The 16,828-nt window shown below is 64.2% G+C and carries 17 protein-coding genes; 8 read left to right on the top strand and 9 right to left on the bottom strand.

All coding sequences use genetic code 11. The annotated features are described in order from the left end of the window. Positions 1 to 60: 60 nt before the first annotated feature. Genes QA635_RS20380 through QA635_RS20370 form a run of 3 tightly spaced genes read right to left on the bottom strand, consistent with a single transcriptional unit; the run spans position 61 to position 3,025 of the window. The gene (locus QA635_RS20380; RefSeq protein ID WP_283071310.1) at positions 61 to 1,560 is read right to left on the bottom strand and encodes a tripartite tricarboxylate transporter permease; all 1,500 of its coding nucleotides are present in this window, start codon (positions 1,558 to 1,560) and stop codon (positions 61 to 63) included. After that, entirely contained in the window at positions 1,560 to 2,060 is a 501-nt protein-coding gene (locus QA635_RS20375) for a tripartite tricarboxylate transporter TctB family protein (protein WP_283071309.1), read from the bottom strand. The genes QA635_RS20380 and QA635_RS20375 overlap by 1 nt, the downstream gene beginning before the upstream one ends. Beyond that, on the bottom strand, positions 2,057 to 3,025 hold the full coding sequence (locus QA635_RS20370) for a Bug family tripartite tricarboxylate transporter substrate binding protein (protein WP_425249169.1): 969 nt from the start codon (positions 3,023 to 3,025) through the stop codon (positions 2,057 to 2,059). The genes QA635_RS20375 and QA635_RS20370 overlap by 4 nt, the downstream gene beginning before the upstream one ends. A 1,165-nt stretch (positions 3,026 to 4,190) precedes the next feature. On the opposite strand from QA635_RS20370, the gene QA635_RS20360 reads away from it, so the two are divergent. Next, on the top strand, positions 4,191 to 4,370 hold the full coding sequence (locus QA635_RS20360; protein WP_283071306.1) for a hypothetical protein: 180 nt from the start codon (positions 4,191 to 4,193) through the stop codon (positions 4,368 to 4,370). Between the two features lie 301 nt (positions 4,371 to 4,671). On the opposite strand, the gene QA635_RS20355 is transcribed toward QA635_RS20360, so the two are convergent. Further along, a complete protein-coding gene (locus tag QA635_RS20355) occupies positions 4,672 to 4,929 on the bottom strand; it encodes a DUF3551 domain-containing protein (protein WP_283071305.1) in 258 nt (85 codons plus the stop codon). On the opposite strand from QA635_RS20355, the gene QA635_RS20350 reads away from it, so the two are divergent. Further along, positions 4,928 to 5,497, top strand: a complete 570-nt coding sequence (locus QA635_RS20350; protein ID WP_283071304.1) for a hypothetical protein — start codon at positions 4,928 to 4,930, stop codon at positions 5,495 to 5,497. The genes QA635_RS20355 and QA635_RS20350 overlap by 2 nt on opposite strands. 229 nt (positions 5,498 to 5,726) lie before the next feature. Here the strand turns inward: QA635_RS20350 and QA635_RS20345 are convergent, their stop codons facing one another. From QA635_RS20345 to QA635_RS20330, 4 genes are all read right to left on the bottom strand, one after another. Further along, positions 5,727 to 5,948, bottom strand: a complete 222-nt coding sequence (locus tag QA635_RS20345; protein WP_050384934.1) for a hypothetical protein — start codon at positions 5,946 to 5,948, stop codon at positions 5,727 to 5,729. Positions 5,949 to 5,968: 20 nt separating this feature from the next. Beyond that, a complete protein-coding gene (locus QA635_RS20340; RefSeq protein ID WP_283071302.1) occupies positions 5,969 to 6,199 on the bottom strand; it encodes a hypothetical protein in 231 nt (76 codons plus the stop codon). Between the two features lie 235 nt (positions 6,200 to 6,434). Further along, on the bottom strand, positions 6,435 to 6,953 hold the full coding sequence (ldtR, locus tag QA635_RS20335) for a transcriptional regulator LdtR (RefSeq protein ID WP_018271925.1): 519 nt from the start codon (positions 6,951 to 6,953) through the stop codon (positions 6,435 to 6,437). 664 nt (positions 6,954 to 7,617) lie between these two features. Beyond that, positions 7,618 to 8,079: a DUF6163 family protein gene (locus tag QA635_RS20330; RefSeq protein WP_016845013.1), complete on the bottom strand. Its 462-nt coding sequence runs from the start codon at positions 8,077 to 8,079 to the stop codon at positions 7,618 to 7,620. 213 nt (positions 8,080 to 8,292) lie between these two features. Between QA635_RS20330 and hemB the strand changes: the two genes are divergently transcribed. The 3 genes from hemB to QA635_RS20315 all read left to right on the top strand — a co-directional run bounded on the left by hemB (position 8,293) and on the right by QA635_RS20315 (position 10,964). Next, positions 8,293 to 9,357 (top strand): porphobilinogen synthase, encoded by a 1,065-nt coding sequence (gene hemB / locus QA635_RS20325; protein ID WP_283071298.1) that lies wholly within the window; start codon positions 8,293 to 8,295, stop codon positions 9,355 to 9,357. A gap of 186 nt (positions 9,358 to 9,543) precedes the next feature. Then, positions 9,544 to 10,101, top strand: coding sequence for an RDD family protein (locus QA635_RS20320; protein WP_092078031.1), 558 nt, complete (start codon positions 9,544 to 9,546; stop codon positions 10,099 to 10,101). An 86-nt stretch (positions 10,102 to 10,187) separates the two neighbouring features. Next, positions 10,188 to 10,964, top strand: coding sequence for an arginyltransferase (locus QA635_RS20315; protein ID WP_283071297.1), 777 nt, complete (start codon positions 10,188 to 10,190; stop codon positions 10,962 to 10,964). A gap of 269 nt (positions 10,965 to 11,233) precedes the next feature. On the opposite strand, the gene QA635_RS20310 is transcribed toward QA635_RS20315, so the two are convergent. After that, positions 11,234 to 12,607, bottom strand: a complete 1,374-nt coding sequence (locus tag QA635_RS20310) for an Nramp family divalent metal transporter (RefSeq protein ID WP_283071295.1) — start codon at positions 12,605 to 12,607, stop codon at positions 11,234 to 11,236. Positions 12,608 to 12,728: 121 nt separating this feature from the next. Between QA635_RS20310 and QA635_RS20305 the strand changes: the two genes are divergently transcribed. The 3 genes from QA635_RS20305 to QA635_RS20295 are packed head-to-tail and all read left to right on the top strand — an operon-like array spanning position 12,729 to position 16,276. After that, positions 12,729 to 13,859 (top strand): PspA/IM30 family protein, encoded by a 1,131-nt coding sequence (locus tag QA635_RS20305; protein ID WP_283071293.1) that lies wholly within the window; start codon positions 12,729 to 12,731, stop codon positions 13,857 to 13,859. Continuing rightward, positions 13,856 to 14,518, top strand: coding sequence for an OB-fold-containig protein (locus tag QA635_RS20300; protein WP_092078044.1), 663 nt, complete (start codon positions 13,856 to 13,858; stop codon positions 14,516 to 14,518). The genes QA635_RS20305 and QA635_RS20300 overlap by 4 nt, the downstream gene beginning before the upstream one ends. Positions 14,519 to 14,521: 3 nt before the next feature. Beyond that, positions 14,522 to 16,276, top strand: coding sequence for a flotillin family protein (locus tag QA635_RS20295; protein WP_283071288.1), 1,755 nt, complete (start codon positions 14,522 to 14,524; stop codon positions 16,274 to 16,276). Positions 16,277 to 16,828 lie beyond the last annotated feature (552 nt).

Raw genomic sequence — 16,828 nt, 5'->3', positions numbered from 1 at the left:
CAGACTGGCCCGCTCCGAAATGCGAGCCCCGGAGCGGGCCTTTTACGGTCTGGTCGCGCCCTAATCCTCGTTCGCCTTGAATCGCCCGAGCCCCTTGAGCACAAACGGCGCCAGCAGCGCGATCAGCGCGATGCCGAGCAGCGTCGCCGACATCGGGCTTTGCAGCAGCACCATGGGATCGCCGAGACTGATCGCCAGCGCGCGGCGCAGCTGGCTTTCGGCGATCGGCCCGAGGATCAGCCCGATCACGACGGGCGCGATCGGGAAGTCGAACTGGCGCATCAGAAAGCCCATCACGCCGAATGTCGCCAGCATCGACAGCTCGACCACCGACGGCTTCGCCGCGATCGTGCCCATGGTGGCGAACACCAGGATGCCGGCATAGAGCCAGGGCTGCGGGATCGCCAGCAGCCGCACCCAGAGCCCAACCAGCGGCAGATTGAGCACCAGCAGCATGCCGTTGGCGATGAACAGGCTCGCGATCAGGCCCCACACCAGGTCGGGCCGCTCCGCGAACAGCAGCGGCCCCGGGTTAAGGCCGTATTGCTGGAAGCCCGCCAGCATCATTGCAGCCGTTGCCGAGGTCGGCAGGCCGAGTGTCAACAGCGGCACCAGCGTGCCGGCGGCGGACGCGTTGTTCGCCGCCTCCGGCCCTGCGACGCCCTCGATCGCGCCCTTGCCGAACTCCTCGGGATGTTTGGTGAGGCGCCGCTCGGTGGAATAGGACAGGAATGTCGGGATCTCCGCGCCGCCGGCCGGCAGCGCCCCGATCGGAAAGCCGAACAGCGTGCCGCGCAGCCACGGCTTCCACGATCGCCGCCAGTCCTCCCGCGTCATCCACAGCGAGCCGCGCACCGGCTCGAGCTTCTCCTCGGCGTGATGACGGCGCGAGGCGACATAGAGCGCCTCGCCGACCGCGAACAGGCCGACCGCGAGCGTCGTCACCTCGACGCCGTCGAGCAGCTCGGGGATGCCGAAGGCAAGCCGCGCCTGTCCGGTCAGCTTGTCGATGCCGACCAGCCCGAGCGTGAGGCCGATGAACAGGCTGGTGAGGCCGCGGACCGGCGAGTCGCCGAAGGTTGCCGATACCGTGACGAAGGCGACGCACATCAGCGCGAAGTAATCCTCCGGCCCGAAGCGCACGGCGAAATCGACCAGCCATGGCGCGAGGAATGCGAGGCCGATGGTGGCGATGGTGCCCGCGACGAACGAGCCGATCGCCGAGGTCGCCAGCGCCGGGCCGCCGCGGCCGGCCTTGGCCATCTTGTTGCCCTCGAGCGCGGTCGCCATCGACGCGCTCTCGCCCGGCGTGTTGATCAGGATCGCGGTGGTCGATCCGCCATACATGCCGCCATAATAGATGCCGGCGAACATGATCAGCGAGCCGCCGGGATCGAGCTTGTAGGTCACCGGCAGCAGCAGCGCGACCGTCAGCGCCGGTCCGATGCCCGGCAATACGCCGACCGCGGTGCCCAGGAACACGCCGATCAGGGCGTAAAGCAGGTTCATCGGCTGCATGGCGACCGCCATGCCGTGCGCCAGCGCGGCGAAAGTGTCCATCACAGCAGTCGCTCCAGCGGGCCGGCGGGAAGGCTCAGCGTCAATAGCTTGTCGAACGCGAGATAAATCAGCGTCGTGATCACCAGCGCGATGGCGGTGTCGGCCAGGACGGCGCGGCGGCCGAACGCCGCCGACGTGGTGACGAACAGCGCCGAGGTGGCGAGGATGAAGCCGCCGCCAAAGCCGATGATGGCGATCAGGAGCGCCAGGCCGCCGATGATCAGCCACACCGGTTTCGGATCCATGCTCTCGCGCGGCGGCAGGTTGCCGCGCAGCGCATCGATCAGATTACCGATCGCCAGAATGACGAGGCCGATCGCGATGACGACCGGCATCGCCTCCGGCCCCATGCCGTACATCGTGGTGGACGGCAGCTTGCTGGCGTCCCACACCAGCACCGCAGCAAGCCCGGCAAGCGCGGCCGCGATGACCACGCCGGCGCGATCGACGCGGCGCGCCGGCGCCGGCCGGAGGTTTTCAGACGCCGCGTCCGGTGTCATGACTTCACGAGGCCGACGGACTTCAGCACCTCGGTCACGCGCGTGATCTCCTTCTTCAGGAAATCCGCGAAGGCGTCGCCACCGAGATAGGCGTCATCCCAGCCCTTCTGCTTCAGGATCTCCTTCCAGGCATCGGACTTCACCATCTTCTCGACCGCATCGCTCAGCACCTTGCGCTGCTCCGGCGTGATGCCGGGCGGTGCGACCACCGAGCGCCAATTGGCCAGCACGAGATCGATGCCCTGCTCCTTGAAGGTCGGGATATCGACGCCGGGCAGTCGGTTCGCCGACGTCACGCCGAGCGCGCGCAGCTTGCCGGCCTTGATCTGGCCGTCATATTCGCTGAGGCCGGAAATGCCGGCCGTGACCTTGCCGCCGAGAATGGCTGCGAGCGACTCGCCGCCGCCCGAGAACGGAATGTAGTTGATCTTCTTGGCGTCGGCGCCGACCGTGCCCGCGAACAGCGCCGCCATCACATGGTCGACGCCGCCGGCCGAGCCGCCGGCAAAGGTCACCTTGGCGATATCGGCCTTCACCGCGGCGGCAAGATCCTGCGCCGTCCTGATCGGCGAGTTCGCCGGCACCACGATGACCTGGATCTCCTCGGTGAGGCGCGCGATCGGCGTCACCTGATCCAGCGTCACCGGCGATTTGTTCATGGCGAGCGCACCCACCATGACGAAGCCGTTCACCATCATCTGGTTGCCGTCGCCCTTGGCGCCGTTGACGAACTGCGCAATGCCGACGCTGCCGCCGGCACCGGGAACGTTGGTGACCTGGACGCTGCGCGCGACACCGGAGGCGACCAGCGCCTGCTGCATCGAGCGCGCGGTCTGATCCCAGCCGCCGCCGGGCGCTGCCGGCGCCATCAGCTTGAGCTCGAGCTGCTGCGCGGGCGCCGGACCGCTCGCCCCAAGCAACAGCGCAAAGACCGCGCCGAACAGGCGCATGTGGGACGGGATCATGGGGCTTCCTCCTGAATTTTCGGAAAGCAGCCTGCCGATCGCCGGCTGCATCCGGTCACGTGATCGCATCGCCGCTCGGACAGCGCGGTCCCTTCGGGTCAGGAATCGCTCGCCGATCTCGCGTCTGCGTGTCCCTAGCGACCATTCGCCACAGCCTTCGGCAAGCCGGAGGGCGCGACTAGCCAGTGCTGCAAATCGCCGCACCATCTCCGGTCATTTTTCGCTTGCTTTGATTCGGTGCGGGGCCGCGCCTGGTTTTAAATACGATCGCGCCAGCACGACTTGGAAGCCGGAGAACAGGTAGCGTCGACGTCCCGTATGCTCACGGAGGGCAGACGGGACGCTGCGGCAGATCGCTCACGGAATGGTGGCGCCGTCGAAGCTCGCCCGAAGCGCATCAGGTAACGCGCCAAACCACGAAATGGCCCCAGCACCTTTGGGGGCCTGGAGGCCGGTGCTGGGGCCATTTGCCTGATCCGGGGCTGAGCTATTGGAGACAGGCTCCCCATCCATCAAGAATCGCGCGGTTCCGGCATTAGCTTATGTAAATCGGTGCGGGATATCCCAAGGCGAGTGTCTTGCGCGCAACAACCGATCGGCTGGACAGAAGAAAATGCAAAGCCGGCAGCTCAAGGCAAGGCCGCCACGACCATCGAATGAAGGTTCTCGATGGAGCCCTCGGTCGATTTCACCCTGGCAAGTTCAACCTAACAAAAGCCAGGCCATCGAGGCGATGAGAGCCACAAGCGACACGGTCGCAGCGCTTACAAAGGCAATCTCCACACCGTCGATATGGTGGTGATTTGTATGCATTGAGTGTCCTCCTAGCTGGGTGCCCGCGGACCTTGGGACAGTAGCCACGCCGTCAAATTGGCGGTGGTTTCGTCATGCCGCGCCTGCCTCAACAGGGTCTCCCGCTCTCGACAGGGAGGAAGGTTCTTGGCCCGTTGACGTAGCCGTTTGGCTTCTTGGGAAAGGCGTTTTTCAAGGGGGAAAATCTGCCTAACCCTGCGTCGTCGCTTCATGGCTCCTCTCTCCAACGCTGACGTTTGGCTGCCCCAAAAGCAAAATCAAAAAGCCCGGGAAGCCTAAAAAGTTCCTGCCAGCTTCGCGTTAGTGAGATCAGACGGATGGAACTGGCGAAACGGTGTGGAAGTTACAGGGCATGGGCATAGCCAAGGACCTGAAGAAGCAGGCCAAGACCGCCGAGCAGGCGGCGGTGCGGACGGCTGACGAATTCGCGGCTGAGCAAATGAAGAGCCTGGCCCAAGCGTTCCGGGCTCAGGCCGACGTCGTCAAGCGAAACAAGAAAAAGAAGAAAGATGAGCTTCACCGTAAAAGCTAGGTGCAAGTTTGGAGAGATCGTGCACCGTCGTGGCACGGCCGAAGCAGCTCTACGCAAGGCAAAAGAGCTTTCACGGTCGCAGTGTTACGACATCCACATCGTGACACCTGAAGGCCGAGACTACGACTCGTCCGAGTTTGGGGATCTTCCCCGCACGCCCTTGGCTGTGCGCGTTGCTCAGAAAGGCCACACCTATCCATAGGGCAGTAGACGGCAGGCTCAAAAAGCGGCCCCGGCTAACCGCATCACCCGTTGGGTGCGCCCTTCCCCATCCGCCACGCGCGCGCCATTGGCGAGACAATCAATAGCGGTCGCGATATCCCCGCCGCTGCTGACCATATGCGGCACGAGGATTGATCCCGCAGGTCACGTTCCTTCCGGAAGCTGACGCGAGACACTGGGCGCGGGTTTGGTACATGCAATCGCCGGGATAGCCGACGCCGCGCCCCTGCACGCACCAGCGATAATCCCGGGCGCTGGCCGGACTCACACTTGCCAGTCCTGCAACGCCGAACGCCAGGACGAACGCCAGGACAGCGAATAGGGCAGTTGTGCGCATGATCGGCTCCTCGCAAGCAATCGAGGAGCAACGGAGCGGCAAGATCAGCGTTCCTATCGGACACGGGCCAGCCGAGCAGCCAGGATCGCGCGCCACGGCTGGAGCAGCCGCGCCGAGCGCGAGCGCAGGAACCATGCTCCGCCGGGTCGGTTGCCGGAAACCATCCATCCCACAGAAGTCACTTGGCATGCCGTCACGACTGCTTTGGTTTCTGGCTTTTCCGGTCCTGGTTGTTCTGGGTGGCTGCGGCGATCAACTCGAGTGCGATTCAATCGAAACCCGGAAGGCCGTGCTCCAGACCATCTCCAACGATCACCGCAATCCGCTTGTCAATTTCGCCGCCAAGGAATCGACGGCGAAGCCCACTGCGGAAAACGCAAATCCACAATACCTCCTCGGTGAAAAGATCGTCACGACGTCGGCAAGTGAGGACAAGCGAACATTGCAATGTAGCGGCGGCATCTCAGTTTCTGTGGGCGACATCAAGGCTTCCAAGGAAGTCGAATTCACCGTGCAGAAATCGAGCGACGGAAAGTTGGCGGTTTCGGTTGCTCCATTTCAGTTTTGAGGTGCGACAAACTCAGTGTCGTCCTGGCGAAAGCCGGACCCATTACCCCAAATCTCAATTGTTGCGCGACGCTGGGGCCGCGATCCCGATCATCGTCAAATGCGGTGGTTATGGGTCCTGGCTTTCGCCAGGACGACGATCGTGTGTGAGGAACCCGCACGGCAAAGCAAATCGCCGCCGAGGAAGCCTTGCCGACGACGCGGATCAGACCGCGAAACCAGGCGCGCCGCTACAGCCCGGTATAGCCGGCCTTCACGTGGTCGGTACTGCCGTCGAGTTGGCGCAGATAGGTCAGCCCACATACCGTCAAGCGATGCGGATCGCGCTCGCCGGCGTCGAACAGCGTCTGCACGTACTCTGTCACCTTCGCCCGCGCTTCCTCGCTCGCAGCGGGCGTGCGGTTGAGCAGCAGATCATACGTCTGCATGATCCGATCGATAGCGGCTTCCATTGAAGTCTCCGGGTTGACGCTCAGGCGACCACCAGCGTCTCGGCCTCGAACTTCGCGATCGCCTTGTTGGCGAGGCGGAGGCGATTCATCTCACCACGCTGGAACAGCTTCACGATGATGCCGAGCAGGCGCTCATTGGTGGCGAAATTGTCGGGAAGGGCGCCGGATTTGCGCAGATAATTCGAGGCGATCGCGTAGGCGTCACCGACGACCTCGACATTCAGCACCTCAATCCCGCGTTCGAGCAACATATCCCTGCCTCTCCGTTGGCTAACGGATAAGCCGCAGGGAACGCCTTGGTTCCTCGCCGGGGCCCATTTATTTTCGCAGGTGCAGCATGAAACACGTGCAGCATGAAAAACGCATCGGCCGGGCATGACCGATGCGTTGACTGGAGCAAGGCTGGACTGGAGCAAGGCTGGACTGAAGGAAGGCTGCCGGTCTTCTCGCGCGGCCGGCTTGGCCATCAGGCGAAAACAGGAAGGCTCAGAGGCGATACAGGATCTGGTCGGTCCAGAAGCGCTCGAGGCGATGCAGCGACTTGTTGAGGCTCGCGAACTCCTCGTTCGAGATGCCGCCGACCTGCTCCACCGTCTTGACGTGCTTCTGATAGAGCGCATCGACGATCTTGCGGACTTCCTGGCCCTGCGGGGTCAGCCGGATACGGACCGAGCGGCGATCGACGCGCGAACGCTGGTGATCGAGGAAGCCGAGCTCGACGAGCTTCTTCAGATTGTAGGAGACGTTGGAGCCGAGATAGTAGCCGCGGGTGCGCAGCTCGCCGGCGGTCAACTCCTTGTCGCCGATGTTGTACAGGAGCAGCGCCTGCACCGAGTTGATGTCGGCGCGGCCACGACGATCGAATTCGTCCTTGATGACGTCGAGGAGCCGGCGATGCAGCCGCTCCACCAAAGTCAGGGCTTCGAGATAGAGCGGCTGCACCGGAGCTTGACCGGTAGCGCGATCAGCGGCATCCGCCGCCGTTGTCGCAACGGCTTTCATCATGACACTTCCCCTGTTTGTCGTTTTTATCGACTTTATTCGACGAAACTTGTGTCCCGCCTGATAGGTCCAACGTAAGGGGGCCGTTTGAATATCCGCTTAAATAAGAGAATAAAGAGATCATGAATTTAAGACAGTGAATCGTGGATTAAGCCCATGGATCAAAGGCTTTTCGCAACTTTTCATTGACGGTGGCGGACCCTTGTTCACGCTTCGTCTGCCTGCCCTGTCACATTCGGAAACAGCATCGTCTGAATTCGAAACGGTGGCGTAACGGGTATGAGGGAACCCTTTACGGTGACCGATCGGTTACCAGAAAATTCTTTGAAAATTTTATCGGAGTGCAGCGGCGGGACGTGCACGCGATGCGCGCAAGCGGTGCAAATCTGTTGCGGAGAGCCAGACCGGTTCCGCCGTCGGCCCGCGCAAAGCCGGCCGGCACACGCGCCGAGGTCCGGTGAAATGGGCCCCGACGGCAGGTCCCGTAGAGACGGTCCCGCAAGGGAGTGTCTCAAACGGATGCGATCTGTCGGCACCCACCTATCAGAACCAGCAATGCTGTCTTCTCGTTGCGCGCACGGCTGCCAAATATTGCCGGCCGCGGCCGGCAATTCGCGGCGCTGTCGCCACGGGGCAACAGTGCATCAGGCCATCGCTCCACGTCGACCTATGGCGGGCGTTCGCGCGCCGACATCCAGGCCAGCGCAAGATACGCCGCGAGCATCAGCGCCTCGAGCCCGACCACGGTGAGACTGCCGCCATAGATGCCGGGAAACATCAGCTCGATCACCGCCATCGACACCACGGTGGTCAGCCACACCACGGCGCCCCAGGGTGTCGCGAGCCAGAGCCCGACGGCGGCGACGAGCTCGATGACGGCGAAATAGATCGTGGCGGTCTGCCAGGCCATCGACTGGTTCTCGAAGGCCTCCTCCTCGCCGCCGACGAAGCCGGTCACCTGGGCCCAGTGATAGAGGCCCTTGGCGACCGAGACGACGGCCATGATGCGCAGGAAGATGACGAGGCGCCGCGTCCACGCATTGTCGTCCGGCTCGATCCGGTCGGACGAGATCGCGCTCACCGAGATGGCATTGTCCCGCGCCTGATCGCGTGCAGAGGTGTCAGACATCCGAATCGCCGCAGAGCGGCTGAAAAATGGGGTTCATGGGCACAGTCTTGGCCCGCCGGGGACGCAAAATCAATCGCCGTTGCGGCAAATCAAGGGCGCCACGGATGCAATAGCGGCGCAATGACGGCGCCCCTGACAGGTGCTAGAACCGGAGTTATATCAGGTCCAGACCTTATCAGGTCCAGAACTGCCGTCCGTCGAGGAGAAGACAACATGGCGATCAAATTCGGGCGCCCGATCGAACTGCGCGATGCGCCGCGGCGCCAGACTGACGCCCTCGCCTCCCCCTCGCTCGACCTCACGATCCGGATGCGGCGCAACCGCAAGTCGGAATGGGCCCGCCGCCTGGTGCGCGAGAACGTGCTGACCACCGACGACCTGATCTGGCCGATGTTCGTGGTCGATGGCCACAACACCCGCACGCCGGTGGCCTCGATGCCCGGCGTCGACCGGCTCACCGTCGACCAGATCGTCCGCGACGCCGAGCGCGCGGCAAAGCTCAACATTCCCTGCATCGCGCTGTTCCCGTTCACCGAGCCGTCGCTGCGCGACGAGCAGGGCTCGGAGGCGCTCAATCCCGACAATCTGGTCTGCCAGGCGGTGCGCGCGATCAAGAAGGAGTTTCCCGACATCGGCGTGCTGTGCGACGTCGCGCTCGATCCCTTCACCAGCCACGGCCATGACGGGCTGATCGAGGACGGCAAGATCCTCAACGACGAGACCGTCGCGGTGCTGGTGAAGCAGGCGCTGACCCAGGCCGAGGCCGGCTGCGACGTGATCGCGCCGTCGGACATGATGGACGGCCGGATCGGTGCGATCCGCGAGGCGCTCGACGACAGCGGCTTCGGCGACGTGCAAATCATGTCCTATGGGGCGAAATACGCCTCCGCTTTCTACGGCCCGTTCCGCGACGCGATCGGCTCGGCCAAGACGCTGACCGGCGACAAGCGCACGTACCAGATGGACAGCGCCAATTCCGACGAGGCGCTGCGCGAGGTCGAGCTCGACATCGCCGAGGGCGCCGACATGGTGATGGTGAAGCCGGGCATGCCCTATCTCGACATCGTCCGCCGCGTGAAGGACCATTTCGCGATGCCGACCTTCGTGTACCAGGTGTCCGGCGAGTACGCGATGATCGCCGGCGCCGCCGCCAATGGCTGGATCGACGGTGAGCGCGCGATGATGGAGAGCCTGGTCGGCTTCAAGCGCGCCGGCGCTGACGGCATCCTCACCTATTTCGCGCCGAAGGCCGCCGAAAAGATCAAGGCGGAGAGCTGAAGGCCGCCGCCCGTTATTGCGACGAGTGGATCGCTTCGCTCCGCTCGCAATGACGCCGTGAAGATAGAACCGCTCAATCCAGCCCCCGAATCGCCGGAATATTTCGGCTAGTTAATGTTCGCGCAGGCTTGGCGAACGCGCCTCCTGTTCCCATCTCCTGCGCGGGACTTTCATCGGAGGTTGGTCATGTCCTACGGCAATGACGGCGGCACCTGGCGCAACGAGGCCTGGCGCAACGACGGCGGCGTTCCTCCGCATGCGTTCGACCCAATGATGCAGCCGGACCTGTTCCGCGGCGTGCTGACGCGACGCGTGTTTGCATTCCTGATCGATCTGTTCGTGCTATCGGTGCCGGTGATCCTGGCGGTGATTTTCATCGCGGTGTTCGGCCTCGTCACGCTCGGTCTCGGCTGGGCATTGTTCTGGCTGGTCTCGCCGGCCTCGATCGTCTGGGCGATCGTCTATTACGGCGCCTCGATCGGCGGGCAGCACTCGGCCACCATCGGCATGCGCATGATGGATCTGGAACTGCGGACCTGGTACGGCGCGCGCGGCTATTTCGTGCTCGGCGCCACCCATGCGGTGCTGTTCTGGGTGACGATCTCGTTCCTGTCGCCGCTGGTGCTCCTGATCGGGCTGCTCAACGGCCGCCGCCGGCTGCTGCACGACATCATCCTCGGAACCGTCATTATCAACAGCTCGGTCCGGACCCCGGTCGCCCCGGCCGCGCGGACCTCCTATTAGGCCCGCCTAAACCAATTGACCGTTAGCCTCAGGGGGGCGATGTTAACTCGGCTGCCTGTATTATTTGTGGAGCCCGACGACCTGACGTGACCCAGCATTCGCGTGATACTCCCCAGTTCTATTTGACGGCGCCGTCGCCCTGCCCGTATTTGCCGGGCCGACATGAGCGGAAGGTTTTCACGCACCTGGTCGGCGACAAAGCGGGCGATCTCAACGACTTGCTGACCCATGGCGGCTTCCGCCGCAGCCAGTCGATCGCCTACCGCCCGGCCTGCGACCAGTGCCGGGCCTGCGTCTCGGTCCGGGTGATCGCCAACGAATTCCGCCCCTCCCGCAACTTCCGCAAGGTGCTGGCCCGCAACGCCGACATCATCGGCGAGCAGCGCACCGCGGTGCCGACCTCGGAGCAATATTCGGTGTTCCGGGCCTATCTCGACCGCCGCCACCGCAACGGCGGGATGGCCGACATGACCGTGCTGGACTACGCGATGATGGTCGAGGACAGCCATGTCGAGACCCGGATCATCGAGTACCGCAAGCGCAATGCCGACAGCGCCATCACCGGGCGCGGCGACGAGCTGATGGCGGTGGCGCTGACCGACGTGCTCAGCGACGGGCTGTCGATGGTCTATTCGTTCTTCGAGCCCGGGCTGGAGGCCCGCTCGCTCGGCACCTTCATGATCCTCGACCACATCGCCCGCGCCCGCCGGCAGGGCCTGCCCTACGTCTATCTCGGCTACTGGATCGAAGGCTCCAAGAAGATGGACTACAAGGGCCGCTTCCTGCCGCAGCAGCGGCTCGCGCCGTCGGGCTGGCTGCGCGTCGACGCCTCAGGCGAGGTCTTGGCCGAGGCGCAGGACTAAGGCCCCGAACCCATCCGCGTCATTGCGAGGAGCATAGCGACGAAGCAATCCATATCTCCGCATGTGGCGCGATGGATTGCTTCGCTTCGCTCGCAATGACGTGGAGAGGCCGCGGCGCCTACGAGACCCACGATCCCGAGCGCACCGACCTTGAGCGACGGTCGTTTCTGCTAAAGCGCGATGAGATGAGGTTGAATCATCATCGCGCTTTAGATTCTTGTTTAAGCATGATCTTTTCGGAAAACCTCTTCGCACTTTTCCGGATCATGCTAGCTGCCGAAGAACGTATCGATCAGCAGCTTCACGTTCAGGACCACGATCAACCCGGCGACGATCCACGCGGCCACCGCGACGGGGCGTGAGATCGCAAACGCGCCCATCTTGCGCTTGTCGGACACGAAGCGCACCAGCGGGATCACCGCGAACGGCAGCTGCATCGACAGCACGACCTGGCTGAACACCAGCAGCTGCGCCGTGCCGCTCTCGCCATAGAGCGCGGCGACCACGATGACAGGGACGATCGCGATGCCGCGGGTCACCAGCCGCTGCAGCCAGTCGGGGAGCCGCAGATCGAGGAAGCCCTGCATCACGATCTGGCCGGCCAGCGTCGCCGTTACCGTCGAGTTGAGGCCGGAGGCGAGCAGCGCCACGGCAAATAGCGTCGAAGCGATGCCGAGGCCGAGCAGCGGCGACAGCAGCTCGAACGCCTGGTCGATCTCGGCGACGTCGGAATGGCCGCTCTTGTGGAAAGTCGCGGCCGCCAGCACCAGGATCGCGGCATTGACGAACAGCGCCAGCATCAGCGCGATGGTGGAATCGGTGGTCGCCCATTTGATCGCGTCGCGCCGCCCCTCCTCGGTGCGCGGATAGGCGCGGGTCTGCACGATCGAGGAGTGCAGATAGAGGTTATGCGGCATCACGGTCGCGCCGATGATGCCGATCGCGATGTACAGCATCTCCGGATTGGTGACGATCTCGCGCGACGGGATGAAGCCGCCGAGCACGGCGGCCACCGGCGGCGCGGCGGCCGCGATCTGGACGACGAAGCAGACCGCGATGACGATCAAGAGCGCGATCACGAAGGCCTCGAGGAAGCGGAAGCCGCGGTTCATCAGGAGCAGCAGCAGGAACGCATCGAGCGCCGCCAGCAGCGCGCCGCCGATCAGCGGAATGCCGAACAGCAGCTTGAGCGCGATCGCGGTGCCGATCACCTCGGCAAGGTCGCAGGCGATGATCGCGGCCTCGCAGGCGAGCCACAGCAGCAGGTTCACCGGGCGCGAATAGGTCGCGCGGCAGGCCTGGGCGAGATCGCGGTCGGTGGCGATGCCAAGCCGTGCTGCGAGCGCCTGCAGCAGGATCGCCATCAGGTTGGAGAGCAGGATGACCGACAGCAGCGTGTAGCCAAACTTCGATCCCCCCGCGAGGTCGGTGGCCCAGTTGCCGGGGTCCATGTAGCCGACCGAAACCAGATAGCCCGGCCCGGCAAAGGCCAGCAGCCGCCGCCACCAAAGACCGCCTGACGGCACCGCGACGGTCGCGTTCACCTCCGGCAGGCTGCGCACATGTCCGGCATCGCCTCGCCAGCCGCCTGGCACGGCATTGGGAACGGAAACGGAAGACAGTTCAGGGGTCCGAGCATCCATCCGACGAAGATGGCTGATCTCTCCCGTTATTGCAACTCATTTGCAACTGCATCTAGGCTCACGAAAATGATACCAGCCGCCTTCCTTGCAAAGCACCGAGGAAGTGCTTTACGTTAGATGCATGATCAAGCTGCCCGTCGAGACGCCCACCGCAACGCTGCGCTACGCCCTCGCCCCTGACCCTTCAGGCATCGAGGCGATCGAGGCGACCTTTGCGGCCTATGACCGGATGATGGCGATCCTCGCCGAGGTCGCCCCCGTCGGCGCCAACCTCGTCTCGCTGCACGCCCAGGCCTACGAGAAAATCCGCAAGGAGACCGGCCTGCCCGCACGGCTGGTGACGCTCGGCCTGCGCGACCGCGCCAACTACATCGCAGGCGCCGCCGTCCGCCGGATACCGCTCGACGACAAGTTGTTTGCAATCAAGGGCCCAACTTCACTGACCATTAGCACTGTCAGCGGACGCGTCTTGGTGCCGTTCGATGTGCCGGGATATGTCTCGGGCTGGGAAAGCCCCTTCCCGGCGCATTTGATCTCGGATGGACGCGGCTACGAAATCCACATCGCCGTCAAATCGACATCAGCACAACCGGAGGAGAAGACCATGCTTCACGAAGGCATCCTTGCGCGCATGGGCCGGCTTCTTGCCGCCATCGCGAGCCAGACCATCGACAATGTCGAGAACAACAACAAGGTCGCGCTGGTCAAACAGGCGATCCGCGAGATCGACGCCGGCGCCGACGAGGCGCGCTACGCGCTCGGCAAGTCGCGCGCCGAGGAATTCCGCCTGAAGACGCGGCGCGAAGAACTGGATACCGAAACGACCAATCTGAACGAAAAGATTCGTCTCGCACTTGCGGAAAATCGCGAGGATCTCGCGCGCGCCGGCGTTGCACGGCAAATTGATCTGGAGTCGCAGGTGATCGCGCTGGAACGCGCGATGGATTTCATCGAGCTCGAAATCGACGAGCAGACCAAGGCGCTGCAGGCCATGCTCGGCGCGCGCCGCGAGGCGGAGACGCGCTTGGCCGATCTCGAACAAAGCCTGATCCGCGAGGCCCAGGACGAAACCAGCCGGGGTCCATCGACGACCAATACATTGAGTGCTGAGCGCGCCATGGCGGCGATCGCCCGGGTCACCGGCGTTCCCACCTCCAGCGTGCTCGGCGACAAGGAACTTGACGAACTCGATCGCCTGCATCGCGAAAAGGAAATCGCGGCGCGGCTTGAAAGGATCAAGTCAGAAAAATGAGTGCAGTTGGCGACATTCTGCTCGCCCCCGACGTGCGGCCCTTCGCGGTCGCGGCTGCGATCATGGTGGCACTTGGCGGTATCGAACTGCTCAGCACCATGGTCGGACTTTCGATCAGCGAATTGATCGGCAAGGATTTCGCGGTCGAGGCCGAGAGCCACAATGCTCTCAGTGGCCTGTTTCTCTGGATCAACGCCGGACGGCTTCCCCTCCTAATCCTGATCATCCTGATCCTCGGCATCTTCTCGATCGGAGGCTTCCTGCTTCAGGGACTGGCGCACGCTGCAGGCACCGCCATCCCGGTCTCGCTCGCCGCGGTGGTTGCTGCCGCAGGCAGCATCCCCGTGATCAGAAATACCAGCCGCGGCCTCGCCCGCATCATTCCGCGCGACGAGAGCTATGCGGTCAACGACAGCGACTTTGTCGGCAAGGTCGCAACCGTGTCGGTCGGCCCGCTCGATCAGGGCCTGCCCGGCCGGGTCCGTCTCAAGGATGTCTTCGGCAATTGGCACACCGTGTCGGCGCGTGCCAGCGCGGAGTCCGAGGCATTGCCGGTCGGCGCCAGCGTGCTGCTGGTCGATCGCGATGCCAAGGGCTTCATCGCGATTGCCGCTCCAGCCGACCTCGTCGAACAACAACGATCTTCCAACAGGGCATAACACATGTGGGAACTTGCTGTACCCGTCGTTATTGGCGTCATCGTCATCCTCGTTATCGGTCTCCTGTTCGCAAAGCTCTACAAGCGCTCGACCCGCGACGAGGCCTATGTCCGCACCGGCCTCGGCGGCCAGAAGGTGGTGCTCGACGGCGGCTCGCTCGTGCTGCCGATCTTCCACTCCACCGCGGCGGTGAACCTGAAAACGCTACGGCTCGAGGTCGCGCGCGGCGGCCCGGACTCGCTGATCACCAAGGACCGCATGCGCGTCGATATTGGCGCCGAGTTCTATCTGCGCGTCAAACCCGACGCGTCGTCGATCGCGCTCGCGGCGCAGACCCTCGGCAACCGCACCAATGACGCGGCCGAGCTGCGCGAGCTGGTCGAGGCCAAGTTCGTCGACGGCCTGCGCTCGGTCGCCGCGACCATGAACCTCGAGGAATTGCAGGAGCAGCGCGCCACCTTCGTCAAGGCGGTGCAGGACGCGGTCGGCGCCGACATCCAGAACAACGGTCTCGAGCTTGAATCGGTGTCGCTGACGAAGCTCGACCAGAGCGACATCAAGCACTTCAACCCGAGCAATTTCTTCGATGCGCATGGTCTCACCACGCTGACCAAGATCACCAAGGAGCGTGAGCAGGAGCGCAACCAGATCGTCCGCACCACCGAGGTCAACATCGCCCAGCAGGATCTGGTGGCGCGGCAGACCACGCTGACGATCGAAAGCACCAAGCGCGAGGCCGAGCTCGCCCAGCAGCGCGACATCGCCAACAAGACCGCCGCGATGCGCGCGCAGACGGCGCAGGTCGAACAGACCGCGCTGCAGAACGAGGCCGAATACCGCATCCAGCAGGAGCTCGCGGTCGCCAACAAGCAGACCGAGGCCAACCAGGCCCGCGACACGCGCAAGATCGAGGCCGATCTCGCGGTCAAGCGCCGCAACACCGAGATGGAGCGCGACCTTCAGATCGTCGCGCAGGAAAGCGCGATCGCGGTCGCGGCCAAGAGCAAGGAGCAGTCGGAGGCCCAGACCATCGCCGAGACCGCGCGCGCGGTCGCGATCGCCGCCGAGGAAAAGGTCACCACCGCCCGCGCCACCGAGATCGCCGAGCGCGACAAGATCATCAACGTGATCGCGGCGCGCAAGGCGGCCGAGACCGACGCGATGCCGATCACGGTGATGGCCGAGGCGGAACGCCAGGCCGCCGCCAACAAGGCGGAAGCCACCAACGTGCTCGCCAAGGCCGATGCGGCGGCCGCCACCACCCGCGCTGCCGGCGTCAAGGCGCTCGGCCAGGCCGAAGCCGAGGTCGCGACGATGAAGGCGGAGGCGCGCAACAAGCTGAGCGCCGACATGATCGCCTACGATCTCAACCTCGCGCGGATCAACGTGATCCCGAGCGCGCTCGCCGAGGCGGTGAAGCCGATCGAGAAGATCTCCGACATCCGGATCTTCGACACCGGCAGCATGCTCGGCCGTGGCGGCGCCAACGGCCACGCCAACGGCAATGGCGGCCTCGGGCTCGGCGACGGCCTCGCCGCGCAGCTGCTGTCGGTCTCCGCATTCAAGCCGATGATCGACAAGATCCTCTCGGAGGCCGGCTTCCCCGCCGGCTCCGACGCACTCACCAGCCTGACCAGCGCGCTGGCGCAGCGCAAGGCCGAGGTCGCCCCGCCGGCGCCGAATGGCGAGGACAGCCGCCCCGCCACGTTGGTCGGCACCATCACCGGCCAGCTCGCGGCGGGACCCACGGCGCAGTGATGTGACCGCGCTCTGACGGCAGACGGGCTCCACCTCTCCCGCTTGCGGGTAGGGCAATCGCATTTGGCCGTTTGAGGCGATCGGAGTTCCCACAAACTCGTCATGCCCGGGCTTGTCCCGGGCATCCACGTCTTCGTTTTCACGCGAAGAAAAGACGTGGATGGCCGGGACAAGCCCGGCCATGACGGCGCGGAAGGATCGGTTCATTCCATACGCGATTGCCCTGCGCTTGCGAGGGAGGTCGGATCGCATCGATAGATGCGATCCGGGTGGGGGCTCTCTCCACGATGCGACTCGCGGCGATACCCCCCACCCCAGCCCTCCCCGCAAGCGCAGGGCTATCGCATTTCGTGGCGGTGTCCTTGTGGCCATCCTTCGAGACGCCCGCCTTCGGCGGGCTCCTCAGGATGAGGTCTTGTTTTGCGGCACAATAGTAGACCCTCATGGTGAGGAGCGCCGCTTGCGGCGCGTCTCGAACCACGAGGCCAAGCACTTGCGCGGTCGCCAAGGGCCAATTGCGATAGCCCTGCCCGCAAGCGGGAGAGGGAATAC

Source organism: Bradyrhizobium brasilense (genome assembly GCF_029714345.1).
In the GTDB taxonomy this organism is placed as follows: Bacteria; Pseudomonadota; Alphaproteobacteria; order Rhizobiales; family Xanthobacteraceae; genus Bradyrhizobium; species Bradyrhizobium australafricanum.
The sequence above is the reverse complement of the archived record's forward strand: the minus strand, read 5'-3'. Positions and strand labels throughout refer to the sequence as shown.

Coding starts and splice junctions, on each gene's coding strand:
- QA635_RS20375 (WP_283071309.1), bottom strand. CDS start 2,060: ATGACACCGGACGCGGCGTCTGAAAACCTCCGGCCGGCGCCGGCGCGC.
- QA635_RS20360 (WP_283071306.1), top strand. CDS start 4,191: ATGGGCATAGCCAAGGACCTGAAGAAGCAGGCCAAGACCGCCGAGCAG.
- QA635_RS20345 (WP_050384934.1), bottom strand. CDS start 5,948: ATGGAAGCCGCTATCGATCGGATCATGCAGACGTATGATCTGCTGCTC.
- QA635_RS20330 (WP_016845013.1), bottom strand. CDS start 8,079: ATGTCTGACACCTCTGCACGCGATCAGGCGCGGGACAATGCCATCTCG.
- QA635_RS20295 (WP_283071288.1), top strand. CDS start 14,522: ATGTGGGAACTTGCTGTACCCGTCGTTATTGGCGTCATCGTCATCCTC.
- QA635_RS20380 (WP_283071310.1), bottom strand. CDS start 1,560: ATGGACACTTTCGCCGCGCTGGCGCACGGCATGGCGGTCGCCATGCAG.
- QA635_RS20370 (WP_425249169.1), bottom strand. CDS start 3,025: ATGATCCCGTCCCACATGCGCCTGTTCGGCGCGGTCTTTGCGCTGTTG.
- QA635_RS20305 (WP_283071293.1), top strand. CDS start 12,729: ATGATCAAGCTGCCCGTCGAGACGCCCACCGCAACGCTGCGCTACGCC.
- QA635_RS20350 (WP_283071304.1), top strand. CDS start 4,928: ATGATCGGCTCCTCGCAAGCAATCGAGGAGCAACGGAGCGGCAAGATC.
- QA635_RS20355 (WP_283071305.1), bottom strand. CDS start 4,929: ATGCGCACAACTGCCCTATTCGCTGTCCTGGCGTTCGTCCTGGCGTTC.
- hemB (WP_283071298.1), top strand. CDS start 8,293: ATGGCGATCAAATTCGGGCGCCCGATCGAACTGCGCGATGCGCCGCGG.
- QA635_RS20340 (WP_283071302.1), bottom strand. CDS start 6,199: ATGTTGCTCGAACGCGGGATTGAGGTGCTGAATGTCGAGGTCGTCGGT.
- ldtR (WP_018271925.1), bottom strand. CDS start 6,953: ATGATGAAAGCCGTTGCGACAACGGCGGCGGATGCCGCTGATCGCGCT.
- QA635_RS20310 (WP_283071295.1), bottom strand. CDS start 12,607: ATGGATGCTCGGACCCCTGAACTGTCTTCCGTTTCCGTTCCCAATGCC.
- QA635_RS20320 (WP_092078031.1), top strand. CDS start 9,544: ATGTCCTACGGCAATGACGGCGGCACCTGGCGCAACGAGGCCTGGCGC.
- QA635_RS20300 (WP_092078044.1), top strand. CDS start 13,856: ATGAGTGCAGTTGGCGACATTCTGCTCGCCCCCGACGTGCGGCCCTTC.